Source organism: Noviherbaspirillum sp. FW303-A3, assembly GCF_058788695.1.
Window position 1 is genome coordinate 4,415,231 of record NZ_JBYTAZ010000001.1, and the last position, 17,088, is coordinate 4,432,318.

Here is a 17,088-nt window from a genome sequence, read left to right on the forward strand (position 1 = left end):
TCACGCTCCCTTCTGCGCGGCCTTCAGGCCGCGTCCCAAGTCTTCGATCAGGTCGTCGGCATCTTCCAGTCCGATCGACAGGCGCATCGTTCCTTCCGTGATGCCCGATGCGGCCAGCTGTTCGTTCGGCACGCGGAAGTGGGTGGTCGAGGCGGGATGGATGACGAGCGACTTGGCATCGCCGACGTTGGCGAGGTGGGAGAAGACCTTCAACGATTCCACGAAGCGTCGGCCCGCGGCGCGGTCGCCCTTGATGCCGAAGGAGAATACGGCGCCGCAACCCTTCGGAAGCAGCGTCTTTGCCAGCGCATGGTCGGGATGCGATTCCAGCTCCGGATAGGACACCGACGCGACCGCAGGGTGGGCGGCGAGGAATTCCACGATCTTACGGGTATTGGCCACATGGCGGTCCATGCGCAGACTGAGAGTCTCGATGCCTTGCAGGATGGCGAAGGCATTATGCGGGCTCATGACCGCGCCGAAATCGCGCAGACCTTCACGGCGTGCACGCAGGGAGAACGGCGCAACAGAAGACTCTTCCGAGAACACCATGCCATGGAAACCGTCGTACGGCTCGCACAGCTCGGCGAAGCGGCCGGTTTTTTCATAGGCCTGCTGCCAGTCGAACGTGCCGCCGTCGACCAGCAGTCCGCCGATGGCAGTGCCGTGGCCACACAGGAACTTGGTGGCCGAATGGAAGAGCAGGTCGGCGCCGTGGTCGAACGGGCGGAGCAGGTAAGGCGTGGTGAACGTCGCGTCCACCATCAGCGGCAGGTAATGTTCATGCGCGATCGCGGCGACCTTCGGGATGTCGAGCACATCGAGGCCGGGATTGCCGAGGGTCTCGCCAAACAGCACCTTGGTGTTGGGGCGGATCGCGTTGCGCCATGCATCGATGTCCCGCGGATCGACGAAGGTGGTTTCGATGCCGAAGCGCTTCATCGTGTACGCCAGCAGGTTCTGAGACCCGCCGTACAGTGCGCGCGAGGCGACCACATGCGATCCGGCGCCTGCGATCGTAGCCAGCCCGAGGTGCATCGCGGCCTGGCCGCTGGCGACAGCAAGACCGGCCACGCCGCCTTCCAGTGCTGCAATGCGCTCTTCCAGGACTGCATTGGTCGGGTTGGAGATGCGGGAATAAACATGGCCCGCACGCTCCATGTTGAACAGCGACGCGGCGTGGTCCGAATCCTTGAATACGAAGGACGTGGTAAGGTAAATGGGCGTAGCGCGCGCACCGGTGGCAGGATCCGGGGCGGCACCGGCGTGCAGGGACAGGGTATCGAACCCTGGATATTTCGGGGAACTCATCGGTCGTTTGACTCCAAAACTTGTTCTAGATCAGTCTTGTGCGGCTCGTCTGCGAGATCCTTGCATGCTAGCATTGAAAGTACCAACGGGTTGTCATGCAGATGACAGGTCAGAGGGTGTTATTTTGCGGAACGGAGTGGCAGCGTTTTTGTCCGCGCTGGATTTTTCATTCCGCTTAGGCTACATTCAAAGGGAATAACAACAACTTTCCACCTGGGACGACGCTATGAAAGTATCAGAAATCCTGAAAGTAAAGGGCGACATCCTCTACACCATTACACCGGACACGCCTTTGCAGGAGGCCGTCGAGACGATGGCAGAGAAGGACATCGGCTCGCTGGTGGTCATGGAATTCGGCGAACTGGTCGGCATGCTGACCTTCCGCGAAGTGATGAAGACCCTGTACAAGAACAAGGGCACGGTCGGCGCCGACACCGTGCGCAAGCACATGGATGACCATCCGATTACGATCACGCCTGACACCGAAGTCAATGAAGTGCGCAGGCTGATGCTCGAGCGGCACGCGCGTTATGTGCCGGTCGTGAGCGCCAAGACCCTGTACGGCGTCATTTCCTTCTACGACGTGGCAAAAGCCGTGTTCGAAGCGCAAAGCTTCGAGAACAAGATGCTCAAAGCCTATATCCGCGACTGGCCGTCGGAAGGCGACGAATAAACGTCGCCGCAATGGCAACAAGGAGCCGTTCATCGGATTGCATCCATGAGCGGCTTTTTTTTCGCCCGTCGTTCGCTTGACCTCACACCATCACAACGAGAAAGGACCTTTCCATGCATATCGCCGTCATCGGCGCGGGAATGGCCGGCCTGACCTGCGCCCGCCAACTGCAACAGCAGGGACACCACGTTATCGTCTACGAGCGGAATGCCGACGTCGGCGGCCGCATGGGGACACGGCAGACGGAGCTGGGCGGCTTCGACCACGGCGCGCAGTATTTCACCGCGACCAGCGACCGTTTTCGCAAGGAAGTGTCCGCCTGGCGCAAGGCAGGATGGGCGGCGCCATGGGATGGCAAGCTGGTGAAGCTGGATAAGGGCGTGGCCCTGGCAGCCGGCCGATCGAATGCGAAACAGCGCATGGTAGCCGTCCCTGGCATGGGCGCGCTGGGCACGCACCTTGCCGAAAACCTTGACGTGCGCTGCGAGCAATCCGTCACCGGCCTTGAACGTCAGGACGATGGCTGGCTGCTGTCTGTGCAGTGCGATACGGTCCCCATTGCTGCCACGGCAGGTCCCTTCGACGCCGTTATCCTTGCGCTGCCTGCGGACATTGCCGCGCGCTTGTTGCAGCCTGTTTCTCCCCTTGCCGGGCAGGTGGGGCAGGAACACCTCGAACCGTGCTGGGCGCTGATCCTGGGTTTCGAGCAATCGCTCGACCTTGATTACGACGGCGCATGGGTGGAAGGTTCTCGCCTGAAATGGATCGCACGCGACGCTTCGAAGCCGCAGCGCCGTCCCGGCGAGCACTGGATCGGCCATGCGTCGCCCGCCTGGAGCATGGAGCATCTTGCCGACGATCCCGAACGGGTCAAGGAAAAGCTGTTGAAGGCCTTCCACGAAGCGACCGGCACGCATGTGCAGCCGGTCTATGCTGATGTGCACCGCTGGCGCTATGCGCAGGCGCTGAGCACCTTGCCGGGAGAATGCCTGTGGGACGGCAAGGCGCGCATAGGCGTATGCGGAGACTGGTTCGCTGCCGGCCTGGACGGTAGTGGACGGGTGGAAAACGCCTATCTGAGCGGAAGTGCGCTGGCTAGGAAAATCTAGATAACAGTCGACTGCGACCGTATCGAATCCTCTTCGATCTGCCGCTGTGGAGCTACCAGCGGCAGGTTGAGGATGAAGGTGCTTCCCACGCCCACTTCGCTCTGCACCCGGATGCGGCCGCCAAGAATGCCGGACACGATGTTGTGCGTGATGTTGAGGCCCAGGCCGGAACCGCCGGCACCCAACTTGGTCGTGAAGAACGGATCGAAGATCCGGTTCAGGTTGGCCGACGGGATGCCCACGCCATCGTCCTTTACCGTCAGTTCCAGCCAGCCGTCCGCTGTTTCGGATGCCTCGATCGATACGGTGCCTGACTGGCGGCCCTCGAAGCCGTGCAGCAGCGCGTTGTTGATGAGGTTGGTGATGACCTGTCCAAGCGGCCCCGGATAGCTGTCCATGAGCAGGGTGTCCGGGATGTTCTGCTTGACGATGAAGGAGGTCTTTTTCAGCGTCGGCCAAAGCGTCAGCATGATCTCGGAGACGACTTCCGCAACCGAGAACTTGCGCCGCTGCGAGCTTGTCTGGTCTACCGCGACCTGCTTGAAACCCGTCACGAGGTTGGCTGCGCGCTGCAGGTTGTGGACCAGGATGTCGCCAGCCTTGCCCGCATCGCCGATGTAGCCTTCGAGCATGGTGCGCTTGAGCGTATTACCCTGGTAGTTCTGGGCGAGGGCGCGCGTCTGGTCGACGAGGGTGCTTGCCACCATCAGGCTGTTGCCGATCGGCGTGTTCAGTTCGTGCGCGATACCGGCGACCAGCGAGCCCAGGGCAGCGAGTTTTTCGCTGCGCACCAGTTCTTCCTGCGCCTTGTTCAGGGTCTCTAGCGTGTAAGCCAATTCTTCGTTTGCCTGCTGTAATTCTTCAGTGCGTTCGACCACGCGCTGTTCCAGCGTCGCATTCAGTTCGCGGATCTCGTTCTCGATGCGGCGCTTGTCCGTAACGTCGGCGCAGGCAAGGATGCCGAAACGTTCTCCGGCCAGCGTGAAGGTGTGTCCGGAAAACTGGACCAGCACTTTGCTGCCGTCGCCGCGAACCATCCATACTTCGCGATGGTCCTCGGTGGAGCCGGATCGCTTGAGCTCATCGATCAGGGCTGAACGGTCATTGATGTCGCAGTACAGTCCCAGTTCCACTGTGTTCTTGCCGATCACGAAGTGCCTGTCGCGCAGGAAGAGATGCTCGAATGCGCGATTCACATCCTTGATGATGTAGTTGCCGCGCACCTGCGTCACGAACATGGCGATCGGCGATGACTGGAAGATGGTCGAGAAGCGTTGTTCGCTGTTGCGCAGTTCCTCTTCCGCGCGTTTGCGCTCGAGTTCGGCAGACGCGCGTTCGCTGAATACTTGCAGCAGCGACTTGACCAGGTCGGGATTGCCGAGTGCCTCGGTATGCATCACGGCAAGTACGCCGATCGTGTTGCCGGCCGCATCTCGCAAAGGGGCGCCGGCGTAGCTTTCCCAGTCGTGCTCTCCAGGCGCGACGTCATTGGAAAACAGGGTGCGGATGCCGGTGGGGATGACAGAAATTTCCCCTTCCAGCGTACGCTCGCACGGCGTGCCGATGCTGTCGTATTCGAAGTTGTCGACGGTATGTCCGCGTACGTGGGCTGCCACGGAGCGCAGCCTGTTCTGCGCATTGTCGATGCGCAGGCCGATGAAGGCGCAATCGGTGCGCAATGCCGAGGCCAGGTCGGCCACCAGTAGTTCGAAGAACGATTCGCCCGCAATATCGCGCGTTCCTTGCGCGAGGCGCAGGAGCGCGCGGTCCGCTTCAACCTTTCGTTCTTCGAGCAGGCGCTGGTCCGTCACGTCGCGGATGACCGCCAGCATGTAGCGTTCACCGTTGGCGGTGAAGATCGTCGCGTTCGATACGCATTTGCGCAAGTTGCCGAACTTCGTACGCATGTCCCATTCGAAGTTGCGCGCCATCTTGTTGTTGCCCAGTTGCTGGAGCAGGGTCCAGCGCTGGGTGGGATGCACCCAGATATGGAGTTCGACCGCGGTCTTGCCGACCGACTCTTCTCGACGGTAGCCGGTGAGCTCTTCGAAGGTCTGGTTCACATCGACGAGCACGCCGTCGCTCATCCGCGTGATGGAGATCGAATCGGGGTTGCCCTGGAACGCGCCGGCAAACTTCGCTTCTGAAAAACTCAGCGCCTCCTCTGCACGACGCTTCTCGGTGATGTCCTCGGCGATGGACAGCAGGCGGTCGGACTTGCCAGTGTTGTCGGCGATGTAGGTATGGCTCCACTGGCAGGTGATGATCTGTCCGTCGGCACGCCGGTTCTGGCTGACGTTGCGGCTGTCGCTCTTGCCCGCGGTGAGGCGGTTGAACATGGCATTGACCGCCTCCCGGCCCGCATGGGGAATGATGAAGCTGGCGTGCCTGCCCAGTGCCTGTTCGCGCGGATAGCCGAAAATACGCTCGGCAGCGGCATTCCATTCGATGACCTGCAGCTTGATGTCCCATTCGATGATCGCGATCGGGCTTTGCTCGACGAGCGCCCGGAAACGCTCCTCGCGTTCGTACAGTTCCTGCTCGACGCGCTTGCGCTTGTCGATGTCCTGTTCCAGTTCGCGGTTCTTGTGGTCCAGTTCCTCGAAGAGCTTGCGCAGGCTGATGCGCGTATCTTCCATCCGGCGGCTCAGCATGCCGATTTCGTCCAGCCGTTGCCAGGTGAAGGGTACATCGAGCTGCCGGTTCGCGAGCCGTTCCGCGCCCGACCCCAGCCGCCGCAGCGGGCGCACGAGGCGGTGTTCGAGCAGGACCAGGATGAGCGCGATCGACAGCGTCGCCTGTGCCAGCACGGCCGTCATGGAGCCCAGGAGGTCGTCCATCATGATCCGGCGCAGGCGTGTGCTGCCGACCTCGATCTTGACCGAGCCGATGGTGCTTCCCCGGTAGACCACCGGCCTCTCGGTCATGGCGGTGAAGCCGATGCGCCGTTCAGGCCGTTCCCCGGACACAAAGACACCGAGCGCATTGTCGCGGACTTCGATGAGGATGATGTCTTCCTTGCGGGACATCACGGCTTCGAGGAGCGCGTTGCCGCTTTCCTGGTTGATGTTCCACAGCGGTTCCTGCATGCCGTTGGAGAGGATGTCGGCATTCTGTTCCAGCAGCTCTTCGGTCTGGCGCTTGATGTCGTCGCGATACTGCTTGAACCACGAGTAACCGCTGATCAGCGATGCCGGCGCAAGCAAACCCACCACCACGACGAGCACGATGGCGCGCCGCAGTGTGAGGGTTCGTCTGCTGAATTTCATGCGTTATCCATCATTGGACCCGCTTTGGCGCGTTGACCGGGCAAGGCGTTATCTCGCCCCATTGTCCTTGAGCCAGGTCGCAAGCTGGTCGACAGTCATCGGCCGTGCGAACAGATAGCCCTGGGCCAGCGGGCATCCCAATGTGGCAAGGATGCTGGCCTGGCGCTCGTCTTCCACACCTTCGGCGACTACCGACAGGCCGAGGTTGCGGCCAAGCTGGATCACCATTTCCGCAATGCTGCTTCCGCGCGAGGAACTGGTGATTTCAGTGACGAAGCTGCGGTCGATCTTGAGCCGGTCGGCTTGCAGGCGCTGCAGGTAGCTGAGTGAGGAAAATCCGGTGCCGAAGTCATCAATGGCAATGCTGACGCCGGTCTGCCTGATCTGTCCGAGCAACTGGATGAGCGCATCCGGTTCTTCCATGGCGATCGATTCTGTGATCTCGAGTTCGATGCGCGAAGGGGGAGCGCCGGTCTCCGCGAGCACGCTGCGCAACGTGTCGAGGAAGCGCGGATGGCGGAACTGGACCTGCGAGACGTTGATCGACATCGTGAACTGCGTGTAGCCCTGGCTGTGCAGGCACATCAGTTCCCTGCATGCCTCGCGCATGACGCGCTCGCCAATGTCGATGATCAGGCCGGAGTACTCGGCAATGGGGATGAAGCGGTCGGGCGGAATGAACGTCCCGTCCTTCGTACGCCAGCGAAGCAGCGCCTCGGCGCCGACCGGTCTGCGGGTCTGCAAGTCGATTTGCGGCTGGTAGACGACGAACAGTTCCTTTTCTTCGTACGCGTTGCGCAAGGCGTGCATGAGGCGCACCCGCTCGCGGATATCCACGCCCATGCTGCGTGAGAAATAGAAGTGGCCCGCGCGCTGGAGCAGTTTCGCGCGCTTGAGCGCAATGTCCGCATCCTTGAGCGCGTCGGCGCCGCCGCCTTCGTAATCCGCCAGGCGGACCAGCCCGGCCGTCGCGGACAGCTGTACTTCCTGGCCGTCGATGCTGAAGGCTTCGTCGAAAAGGTCCAGCAAGACCGCAGGATTGACCAGCGACGCATTGCCGAGCACGCCGAAGGTGTCGCCGCCGACCCGTGCAATCGTGAGCTGGTTGCCGAGCTGCGCCTGCAGGCGCGCGGCAACGCCCAGCAGGAGCAGGTCACCGAACTGGTGGCCGAGGGCGTCGTTGGTTTCGGAAAAATGGTCGATATCCACCAGCGCGAGAATTACGTCGTTGCGCAACGGCATGCCGAGTGCTTCGTCCAGCAGCTCCCTGAGGCGCGTCCGGTTGGGCAGCTTGGTCAGCGTATCGTAGAAGGCAAAATTATGCAGGCGCGTGACGAGCAGGACATTGTCGAGGCCGACAGCGATATTGCGGCTGAAGACTTCAAGCAGGCGCTGATCGATTTCATTGAGCGGGGCGTCGGTGTCGATGTAGGCGACAAAGTCCCGATTGGCGTTGCCGCCGAAGTAGAGCGTCGCAAAATCCCTGCCGTAGATATTGGTGCGCTGCTCCAGGGTGCGCTGCAGCAGGCCGGCAATGCGTCCGTCGCGTATTCCTGAAGCATTATCGACCAGCTTGACGTGCGGGCCGCTGGCAGTGATGACGGTGAGTTCGTGCTCGTTTGCGTGCTCCTGCACGCAGAGCAGTCCGCTGGATTCCTGGTCCAGCAGCTTGGCCACCTGGGCAATGACGCCGGCGGAGAAATTATCCAGGCCGTGCAGCGCCATCAGTTCCGTGCTCGCACGAACGATGCGGTCCAGGCCCCGCCGGCTCGCATTGATCGCGCGGATTTGCTCGTAAGAGCGGATGGCGGACGTGACCGTCGTATAGAGCTTGATGCGAGTCAGTTCGGACTTCGTCTTGTAGTCGTTGATGTCGAAGTCGCGGATGGCGTCGATTTCGGGCGCATAGCCGGGCTGACCGGTGCGAAGGATGATACGCACTTCGGTGAGCTTTAACACTTCCCGGATATGGCGAACCAGTTGCAGGCCGGAATCTTCCTGTTCCATCACTACGTCGAGGAGAATGACAGCAATATCGTCTTCCCGGGCCAGGAGTTCGCGCGCTTCGGACGCCGAATATGCATGGACGAACTCGAGCGGCCGGTGCTGCATTTCCAGATTGTTGAGTGCAAACGTGGTGGCGGAATGCACGTCCGTGTCGTCGTCGACGATCATGACGCGCCAGACCCCCTTTGCTTCATTCGCTTCGGAAGTATCGGATGGCGGTACGACCTCATCCATGAATACCAGATCGTCGTCGGCTGACGCAGGCGATCGGCTCATTTTCCTCTCCAGGGTACGCTGGTTCTTTTCTGGAAAAAGTATATATATTCCATCGGCGGCAATACGGCAGGTGGCGGCGGCAGGCCGTCAGCATTGTTGTTGTCTGTTAAGTAATTCCACAAGGCGCGCTTATCGCGCAGCTGCTGCTAGTCCCCGCAAAAATCCTCGAAACACTTCTTGCAACCGAGTAACTGTTCTTGGATGTTGCACCATATTTTCCTTCGACGCAATCTTCATGCCTTCAATCGGATCTCGCTTTGCGGCATTCGCGGCTTTGCTGAAGCCGAAGTTGCCGGTTTGTATCTTGTTTCCATCGTTTTGGCCGGGCGATACGTTAAAATCGAAGCTTTCCCGACCATCTCCACTTCATCATGTCCGGCAACACTTTTGGCACGCTTTTCACCGTCACCACCTTTGGCGAATCACATGGACCGGCAATCGGTTGCGTGATTGACGGCTGCCCGCCCGGCATGGTGTTGTCCGAATCCGACATCCAGCCTGAACTGGACCGCCGCAAGCCGGGAACGTCGCGCCACGTCACGCAGCGCCAGGAGTCGGATACGGTGGAAATCCTGTCCGGTGTTTTCGAAGGCAAGACCACGGGAACACCAATTGCACTCCTGATCCGCAACGAAGACCAGCGCAGCAAGGATTACGGCAATATCGTCGACACCTTCCGGCCCGGCCACGCCGACTACACCTACTGGCACAAGTACGGCATCCGCGATCCGCGCGGCGGCGGCCGGTCGTCCGCGCGCCTGACCGCCCCGGTGGTCGGCGCGGCGGCAATCGCCAGGAAATGGCTCAAGGAGCAATACGGTACGACCTTCAAGGGCTGCATGAGCCAGCTCGGTGAAATCGCAATCCCGTTCGAATCCTGGGAACACGTGCCCGACAACCCGTTTTTCGCTGCGAACACGACCGTCCTTCCCCAGCTTGAGGAGTACATGGACCAGTTGCGCAAGGATGGTGATTCCTGCGGCGCCCGCATCGACGTGGTGGCAGAAAACGTTCCTGTCGGCCTGGGCGAACCCATCTATGACAAGCTCGACGCTGATATTGCCTATGCCATGATGGGCATCAATGCGGTCAAGGGTGTGGAAATTGGCGCCGGATTCAAGTCAATCGCGCAGAAGGGCACGGAACACGGCGACGAGATTACCCCCGACGGATTCGTCACGAATAACGCCGGCGGTGTGCTGGGCGGCATTTCGACCGGACAGGACATTACCGTGTCCATTGCCATCAAGCCGACGTCGAGCATCCGGACGCCGCGCCGCTCGATCGACAAGGCAGGCAATCCCATCAATGTCGAAACCTTCGGACGCCATGACCCTTGCGTCGGCATCCGCGCTACGCCTATCGCCGAGGCCATGCTGGCGCTCGTGCTGATGGACCACGCGCTGCGCCACCGCGCGCAATGCGGTGATGTTGCGGTAACGACGCCGAAGATCGCCGCGCGCGTCAAGTAAACTGCGCTCCAGGCCCGGACGGCAGATATTGCCGCCGGGGTGTCCGGCGCTGACCAGGCGGGCGGCGGACAGATCGGCCGATCCGCCTGCACCCTCCAATAAATCCCGTGCAGTCCTCGCCCTGGCCCAAGCAGTCGTTCAGCTTCGCGCTGTTTTTCTTTGCGTACTATGGCTACGTCGGCGTGTTTTCGCCCTACGCCAGCCTTTATTTTTCCGACAGGGGCATGACGGCGGCGCAGATCGGCGTGCTCATGTCCCTCATGCAGGTCATGCGCATCTTCGGCCCCAACCTGTGGGGCTGGGTGGCCGACCGCCACCAGCAGCGCGTCACCGTCCTCCGGATCACGGCAATCGCTGCTGCAGCCATGTTCATCGGCATGTTCTTTGGCCAGACCTTCGCGCAATTCTTCCTTGTCATGGTCGCCATCAACCTGTTCACCAGCGCCCAGGGGCCCTTGTCCGAAGCCCTGATGCTGTCCGAAATGCGCGGCGACCTCACGCATTACGGGCGGCTGCGCCTGTGGGGCTCGGTCGGCTTCATCATGACGGTGACCATCGCGGGCCCGCTGCTTGACTGGTTCGGTATCCGGTTCATGCCGTGGATCGCCCTGGCGCTCCTCGTGCTGGTGCTTGTATCGAGCATGCGCATGGTGGAAACGCCGCACGGCGACCTGCACCAGCCCGTGCCGTCGGTGCTGGCACTCCTGAGGCGGCGCGAGGTGGCAGCCTTTTTTGCGTCCACCTTCCTGATGATCGCGGCGCATGCGTCGCTCTACGTGTTCTACTCGCTCTATCTGGCACAGATCGGGTACAGCAATACCGTGATCGGCCTGATGTGGTCGCTCGGCGTGGTGGTGGAAATCGTCTTCTTTTTCTACCAGGCGCCGATCTTCAAGCGCTTCGGCGTGCAAAAGCTGATGATCGCCAGCCTGTTGATTGCGGTAGCTCGATTCATCATGATCGGATTGGGTGCACAATCCCTGATCGTGCTGCTGGTGGCACAGGTGCTCCATGCCGCGACCTTCGGCGTGCATCATTCGGCGTCTGTCGCCACGCTGCAGCGATGGTTCTCCGGCCGCTTGCAAGCGCGCGGTCAGGCGCTTTTTACCAGTATTTCCTATGGGCTAGGCGGCACCGTGGGCGGACTGGTCCTGGGAGGGTGCTGGGATACATTCGGTTCCCAATCGGTCTATCTGGTAGCGGCCCTGTTTTCCCTTGGCGGCGCGGGAGCGGCGCTCCTGTCCTACCGCTGGCAACCGCATCATCATGAGGAGAGAAAATGAAAACGATCGTCAAGAAGATGTTCCTGCGGCAGATGCTCGCTGCTGCAGGATTGCTGGCGCTGGTGTCCTGCCAAACGGTGCAGACCACGCAAAGCGGCGCGGTTGGCGTCAGCCGCGAGCAGCGCATGGCCGTGCCGGCCGAAGCGCTCGAACAGGCGGCGCGCGAGCAATACACTGCCTTGATGGCGCAGGAGCGGCAAAAGGGCACGCTCAACCGCAATCCGTCCCAGGTCGAACGGGTACGGGCAGTCGCCAACCGTATCGTGCCCCAAACAACGGTATTCCGTCCGGACGCCCGTGCCTGGGCCTGGGAGGTGAACGTCCTCTCCTCTCCCGAAGTGAACGCGTGGTGCATGCCGGGCGGAAAAATGGCGGTGTACACAGGTCTGATCGAGAAGCTCCAGATCACCGACGACGAATTGGCTGCGGTAATGGGGCACGAAATAGCGCACGCATTGCGCGAGCATGCGCGCGAACGGGCATCCGAACAGGCCGTGGCAGGTACGGTGATTTCGGTGGGAGCCGCCCTGATGGGCCTCGGCGAACTGGGACAGAAGTCGGCCGAGTTTGCCTACATGGGGCTGCTGGGGCTGCCGAACTCCCGCCGTCATGAGACCGAGGCGGACCGCGTCGGCATTGAGCTGGCCGCCCGCGCCGGATACGACCCCCGTGCCGCGGTGACCTTGTGGCAGAAAATGGGACAACTGGGCGGTGGCGAACCCATCAAATTCCTGTCCACACATCCGTCGCAGTCGGACCGCCTGGCCGACCTGACCGCCTACTCGCAGCGCGTGATGCCCCTCTACGAGCAGTCCAGGAAACACCGCTGATTGCAAAACAATCAACCCGAAACGCCCGCGAGCCTCGGCCGCGGGCGTTTTTCATTGTGCCGGCGCGGCCCGCAGCCCGGTTTTGCGGCGCACAACTATGGCATAATCGAGAACTATTTTCACCGTTTTGCGCGGCTCTTTGCTCGCTTTCGACACATGGCTCAAACGCTCTACGACAAACTCTGGGAATCCCACGTTGTCCACACCGAAGAAGACGGCACTACCGTCCTCTACATCGACCGCCACCTGGTGCACGAAGTCACCAGCCCGCAGGCATTCGAAGGCCTGAAACTCGCCGGCCGCAAGCCGTGGCGCATTTCCGCCAACCTGGCGGTGGCCGACCACAACGTGCCGACGACCGACCGCGCCAACGGCATTGCGGATCCCGTATCCCGCCTGCAGGTCGAAACGCTGGACGCGAATGCCAAGGAATACGGACTGACCTATTTCAGCATGCGCGACAAGCGCCAGGGCATCGTCCACGTAATCGGGCCGGAGCAGGGTGCAACGCTGCCGGGCATGACGGTCGTCTGCGGCGATTCGCATACCTCCACTCACGGCGCGTTCGGCGCACTGGCACACGGCATCGGCACCTCGGAAGTCGAGCACGTGCTCGCCACGCAGACGCTGCTGGCCAAGAAATCCAAGTCCATGCTGGTGCAGGTCGATGGCGCGCTGCCGTTCGGCGTCACCGCCAAGGACATCGTGCTGGCCGTGATCGGCAAGATCGGCACGGCGGGCGGCACCGGCTACGCGATCGAATTTGCCGGTTCCAGCATCCGTTCGCTGTCGATGGAAGGCCGCATGACCATCTGCAACATGGCGATCGAAGCCGGTGCGCGCGCCGGCATGGTCGCCGTGGACGACACCACGATCAACTACATCAAGGGCCGTCCGTTCGCGCCCGTCGGCCCCCACTGGGATCGCGCGGTCGAGTACTGGAAGACCCTGCATTCCGACCAGGGCGCGAAGTTCGACATGGTCGTCACGCTCAACGCCGCCGAGATCAAGCCGCAGGTGACCTGGGGCACCTCGCCGGAGATGGTAGTGGCCATCGACGACCGCGTCCCCGATCCGGACAAGGAAAAGGATGCCGTCAAGCGCGACGCGATGGAAAAGGCGCTGGTCTACATGGACCTCAAGCCGAACACTGCGATCTCCGACATCCGCATCGACAAGGTCTTCATCGGCTCCTGCACCAACTCGCGCATCGAAGACTTGCGTGCTGCCGCTGCTGTCGTTCGCGGCAAGTTCCGCGCTTCCAACGTCAAGCTGGCGATGGTGGTGCCCGGCTCCGGCCTCGTGAAAGAGCAGGCCGAGCGCGAAGGCCTCGACAAGATTTTCAAGGATGCCGGTTTCGAATGGCGCGAGCCGGGCTGCTCGATGTGCCTGGCAATGAACGCCGACCGCCTCGATCCGGGTGAGCGCTGTGCCTCGACCTCGAACCGCAATTTCGAAGGTCGCCAGGGGCAGGGCGGACGCACTCACCTGGTTTCTCCGGCCATGGCCGCTGCGGCTGGTATCCAGGGCCATTTCGTTGACGTACGCGCACTGCGCTGACGGTTTTCAGGGAGGACATAAAAATGAAAAAACTGTTCGCACTTGTCATCGCCGCCCTCGTGCTTGCCGGCTGCAACACTGTCCAGGGCATCGGCAAGGATGTGAAGAAGGCAGGCGAAGTCGTCGAGAACGCCGCAAAGAAATAAATGAAGGACTGCCGCCCGCGAGCGGGTGGCGACAGAGATCAGGACCATGGATAAATTCACCGTACACGAAGGCTTGGTTGCACCGCTGGATCGCGCGAACGTCGATACCGATGCCATCATCCCGAAGCAGTTTCTGAAGTCGATCAAGCGTTCCGGCTTCGGCCCGAACCTGTTCGACGAATGGCGCTACCTCGACCATGGCGAACCCGGCATGGACAACTCGACGCGTCCGCTCAACCCGGATTTCGTGCTGAACCAGCCGCGCTACCAGGGCGCGTCGATCCTGCTGACCCGCAAGAACTTCGGCTGCGGTTCGTCCCGCGAGCATGCGCCGTGGGCGCTGCAGCAGTACGGCTTCCGTGCCGTCATTGCGCCAAGCTTTGCCGACATCTTCTTCAACAACTGCTTCAAGAACGGCGTGCTGCCGATCGTCCTGTCCGAAACGCAGGTGGACCAGTTGTTCAACGAAGTGAAGGCTTTCCCGGGTTACAAGCTGGTGATCGACCTCGAAAAGCAGCTTGTCAGCACGACCAATGGCAGCGCGAGCTACGCCTTCGACGTCGACGCATTCCGCAAGTACTGCCTGCTGAATGGCCTCGACGACATCGGCCTGACCCTGCGCCACGCCGACAAGATCCGCGCCTTCGAAGAGCGCCATCTCGTCTCGCAGCCCTGGCTGGCCAACACGATTTAACAAAACAGATAGCAGACGGAACAAGATGAAAATCGCAATCCTGCCGGGCGACGGCATCGGCCCCGAAATCATTGACCAGGCTGTCCGGGTACTGAACGCGCTCGACGAAAAGTTTGAAATGGAAACCGCGCCGGTCGGCGGCGCCGGTTACGAGGCGCACGGCCACCCGCTGCCGGAAGGCACGCTGAAGCTGGCCAAGGAGGCGGACGCCGTCCTGTTCGGTTCCGTCGGCGATTGGAAATACGACAAGCTCGACCGTCCGCTGCGTCCCGAACAGGCCATCCTCGGCCTGCGCAAGAACCTGAACCTGTTCGCAAATTTGCGTCCGGCCATTCTTTATCCGGAACTGGCAGGCGCATCGACGCTCAAACCCGAGGTTGTTTCCGGCCTGGACATCCTGATCATCCGCGAACTGACCGGCGACATCTACTTCGGCCAGCCGCGCGGCGTGCGCGAATGCCCGGACGGCCCGTTCAAGGGCGAGCGTGAAGGTTTTGACACGATGCGCTACGCGGAATCCGAAATTCGCCGCATCGCCCACGTCGCATTCCAGGCCGCGCGCAAGCGCAACAAGCGCCTGACCAGCGTGGACAAGGCCAACGTGCTCGAGACCTTCCAGTTCTGGAAGGACATCGTCACCGACGTGCACAAGGAATACCAGGACGTCGCGCTCGACCACATGTACGTGGACAACGCTGCGATGCAACTGGTCCGCGCGCCGAAAAAGTTTGACGTGATCGTCACCGGCAATATGTTCGGCGACATCCTGTCCGATGCAGCCGCGATGCTGACCGGCTCCATCGGCATGCTGCCGTCGGCATCGCTGGACGCCAACAACAAGGGCCTGTACGAACCCTCGCACGGTTCGGCTCCCGACATCGCAGGCAAGGGAATCGCCAATCCCCTGGCGACCATCCTGTCGGCCGCGATGATGCTGCGCTACTCGCTGAACAAGGCGGAGCAGGCGGACCGTATCGAAAATGCGGTCAAGAAGGTACTCGCGCAGGGGCTGCGCACGCCGGACATCTATGAAGACGGCACGACCAAGGTCGGGACGAAGGAAATGGGCGACGCTGTCGTGAAGGCGCTGGCCTCGTAGGAAAAGTTTTTGTTATGTAGTGCACTTGAGGGAGAAAATCGTGAAGTTAGTCGGTCTGGTAGGTTGGCGTGGTATGGTGGGCTCGGTCCTGATGCAGCGCATGCAGGAAGAGGGCGATTTCGATCACATCGAGCCGGTGTTCTTTTCGACTTCCAATGCAGGCGGCAAAGCCCCGGCAATGGCGAAAAACGAAACCGCGCTGAAAGATGCCAACAATATTGATGAGCTCAAGAAGTGCGAGATCATCATTACCTGCCAGGGCGGCGACTACACCACCGAGATTTTCCCGAAGCTGCGCGCAGCGGGCTGGAACGGTTACTGGATCGATGCGGCATCCACGCTGCGCATGGCCGATGATGCCGTGATCATCCTGGATCCGGTCAACCTGCACGTGATCAAGGACGCCCTTGGCCGCGGCGTGAAGAACTACATCGGCGGCAACTGCACGAACTCCATCATGCTGATGGGCATGAACGGCCTGTTCCGCGAAGGCTTGGTCGAATGGGTCAGCTCCATGACCTACCAGGCTGCGTCGGGTGGCGGCGCCAACCACATGCGCGAACTGCTGAAGGGCATGGGCGTCATCCACGCCGCTGTCGCCGATGAACTGGCGACCCCGTCGTCCGCCATCCTCGACATCGACCGCAAGGTTGCGCAGACCATCCGCAACGACGTGCCGACCGAGTACTTCCCGGCACCGCTGGCCGGCGGCCTGATCCCCTGGATCGACAAGCAGCTCGACAACGGCCAGTCCAAGGAAGAGTGGAAGGGCCAGGCCGAGGTCAACAAGATCCTGGGCAACAAGAACACGATTCCTGTCGACGGCCTGTGCGTGCGCATCGGCGCGATGCGCTGCCACAGTCTCGCCCTGACCGTGAAGCTGAAAAAGGATGTGCCGCTGGCGCAGGTCGAAGAGATCATCCGCTCGGGCAACCAGTGGGTGAAGTGGGTGCCGAACGATCGCTCCATCACCGAAAAGGAACTGACCCCTGCGTCCATCACGGGTGGTCTGCAGGTCGGCGTTGGCCGCGTGCGCAAGCTGAACATGGGGCCGGAGTACCTGTCCGCGTTCGTGATCGGCGACCAGCTGCTGTGGGGCGCGGCTGAACCGCTGCGCCGCATGCTGCGCATCGTGCTGGATAACTGACCTTATCTATAGTTATATAGTTGTTGCAAATTGCTGGGGCCTGTCGCCGTGGTTCACTGAACCAAGGACTGACAGGCCCCAGTTTCGTTGCCAATCCACAACAGCCATTTCGACAACGCCAAGGGTGCCGCAGCCGCGCCGGTTGTACAGTACTTAGTAACTTGGTTACACTTGCGCGCCTAAGTCCATGATGATATGGTGAAAGTTCCCCC

Annotated in this window: 13 protein-coding genes; 10 read left to right on the forward strand and 3 right to left on the reverse strand. The window is 61.3% G+C overall.

Translation table 11 applies throughout. The annotated features are described in order from the left end of the window. A complete protein-coding gene (locus AC3WOY_RS21190; protein WP_492427362.1) occupies positions 1 to 1,311 on the reverse strand; it encodes an O-acetylhomoserine aminocarboxypropyltransferase in 1,311 nt (436 codons plus the stop codon). Between the two features lie 226 nt (positions 1,312 to 1,537). Between AC3WOY_RS21190 and AC3WOY_RS21195 the strand changes: the two genes are divergently transcribed. Then, complete coding sequence (locus tag AC3WOY_RS21195) at positions 1,538 to 1,984, forward strand: CBS domain-containing protein (protein ID WP_492427364.1); 447 nt, start codon at positions 1,538 to 1,540, stop codon at positions 1,982 to 1,984. A gap of 113 nt (positions 1,985 to 2,097) precedes the next feature. Then, complete coding sequence (locus AC3WOY_RS21200; RefSeq protein ID WP_492427367.1) at positions 2,098 to 3,093, forward strand: NAD(P)/FAD-dependent oxidoreductase; 996 nt, start codon at positions 2,098 to 2,100, stop codon at positions 3,091 to 3,093. Here AC3WOY_RS21200 and AC3WOY_RS21205 read toward each other — a convergent pair. Continuing rightward, on the reverse strand, positions 3,090 to 6,362 hold the full coding sequence (locus AC3WOY_RS21205; RefSeq protein WP_492427369.1) for a PAS domain S-box protein: 3,273 nt from the start codon (positions 6,360 to 6,362) through the stop codon (positions 3,090 to 3,092). The two genes, AC3WOY_RS21200 and AC3WOY_RS21205, sit on opposite strands and share 4 nt — an antisense overlap. A gap of 48 nt (positions 6,363 to 6,410) precedes the next feature. Beyond that, entirely contained in the window at positions 6,411 to 8,645 is a 2,235-nt protein-coding gene (locus AC3WOY_RS21210) for a two-component system response regulator (protein ID WP_492427371.1), read from the reverse strand. A gap of 371 nt (positions 8,646 to 9,016) precedes the next feature. Here AC3WOY_RS21210 and aroC point away from each other — a divergent pair, with 371 nt between their 5' ends. The 8 genes from aroC (at position 9,017) to asd (ending at position 16,876) form a co-directional block, all read left to right on the forward strand. After that, the gene (gene aroC / locus AC3WOY_RS21215) at positions 9,017 to 10,117 is read left to right on the forward strand and encodes a chorismate synthase (protein ID WP_492427373.1); all 1,101 of its coding nucleotides are present in this window, start codon (positions 9,017 to 9,019) and stop codon (positions 10,115 to 10,117) included. A gap of 107 nt (positions 10,118 to 10,224) precedes the next feature. Continuing rightward, on the forward strand, positions 10,225 to 11,400 hold the full coding sequence (locus tag AC3WOY_RS21220) for an MFS transporter (RefSeq protein WP_492427375.1): 1,176 nt from the start codon (positions 10,225 to 10,227) through the stop codon (positions 11,398 to 11,400). Further along, positions 11,397 to 12,230, forward strand: a complete 834-nt coding sequence (locus tag AC3WOY_RS21225) for a M48 family metallopeptidase (protein ID WP_492427377.1) — start codon at positions 11,397 to 11,399, stop codon at positions 12,228 to 12,230. Before AC3WOY_RS21220 ends, AC3WOY_RS21225 begins: the two co-directional genes overlap by 4 nt. Positions 12,231 to 12,386: 156 nt before the next feature. Next, positions 12,387 to 13,790, forward strand: a complete 1,404-nt coding sequence (leuC, locus tag AC3WOY_RS21230; RefSeq protein WP_492427379.1) for a 3-isopropylmalate dehydratase large subunit — start codon at positions 12,387 to 12,389, stop codon at positions 13,788 to 13,790. Positions 13,791 to 13,813: 23 nt separating this feature from the next. Further along, positions 13,814 to 13,936: an entericidin A/B family lipoprotein gene (locus AC3WOY_RS21235; protein ID WP_088705887.1), complete on the forward strand. Its 123-nt coding sequence runs from the start codon at positions 13,814 to 13,816 to the stop codon at positions 13,934 to 13,936. A gap of 46 nt (positions 13,937 to 13,982) precedes the next feature. Continuing rightward, positions 13,983 to 14,630, forward strand: coding sequence for a 3-isopropylmalate dehydratase small subunit (leuD, locus tag AC3WOY_RS21240; RefSeq protein ID WP_492427381.1), 648 nt, complete (start codon positions 13,983 to 13,985; stop codon positions 14,628 to 14,630). 25 nt (positions 14,631 to 14,655) lie between these two features. Beyond that, positions 14,656 to 15,729, forward strand: coding sequence for a 3-isopropylmalate dehydrogenase (leuB, locus tag AC3WOY_RS21245; protein ID WP_492427383.1), 1,074 nt, complete (start codon positions 14,656 to 14,658; stop codon positions 15,727 to 15,729). 40 nt (positions 15,730 to 15,769) lie between these two features. Then, complete coding sequence (gene asd / locus AC3WOY_RS21250) at positions 15,770 to 16,876, forward strand: aspartate-semialdehyde dehydrogenase (protein ID WP_492427385.1); 1,107 nt, start codon at positions 15,770 to 15,772, stop codon at positions 16,874 to 16,876. Positions 16,877 to 17,088: the final 212 nt, after the last annotated feature.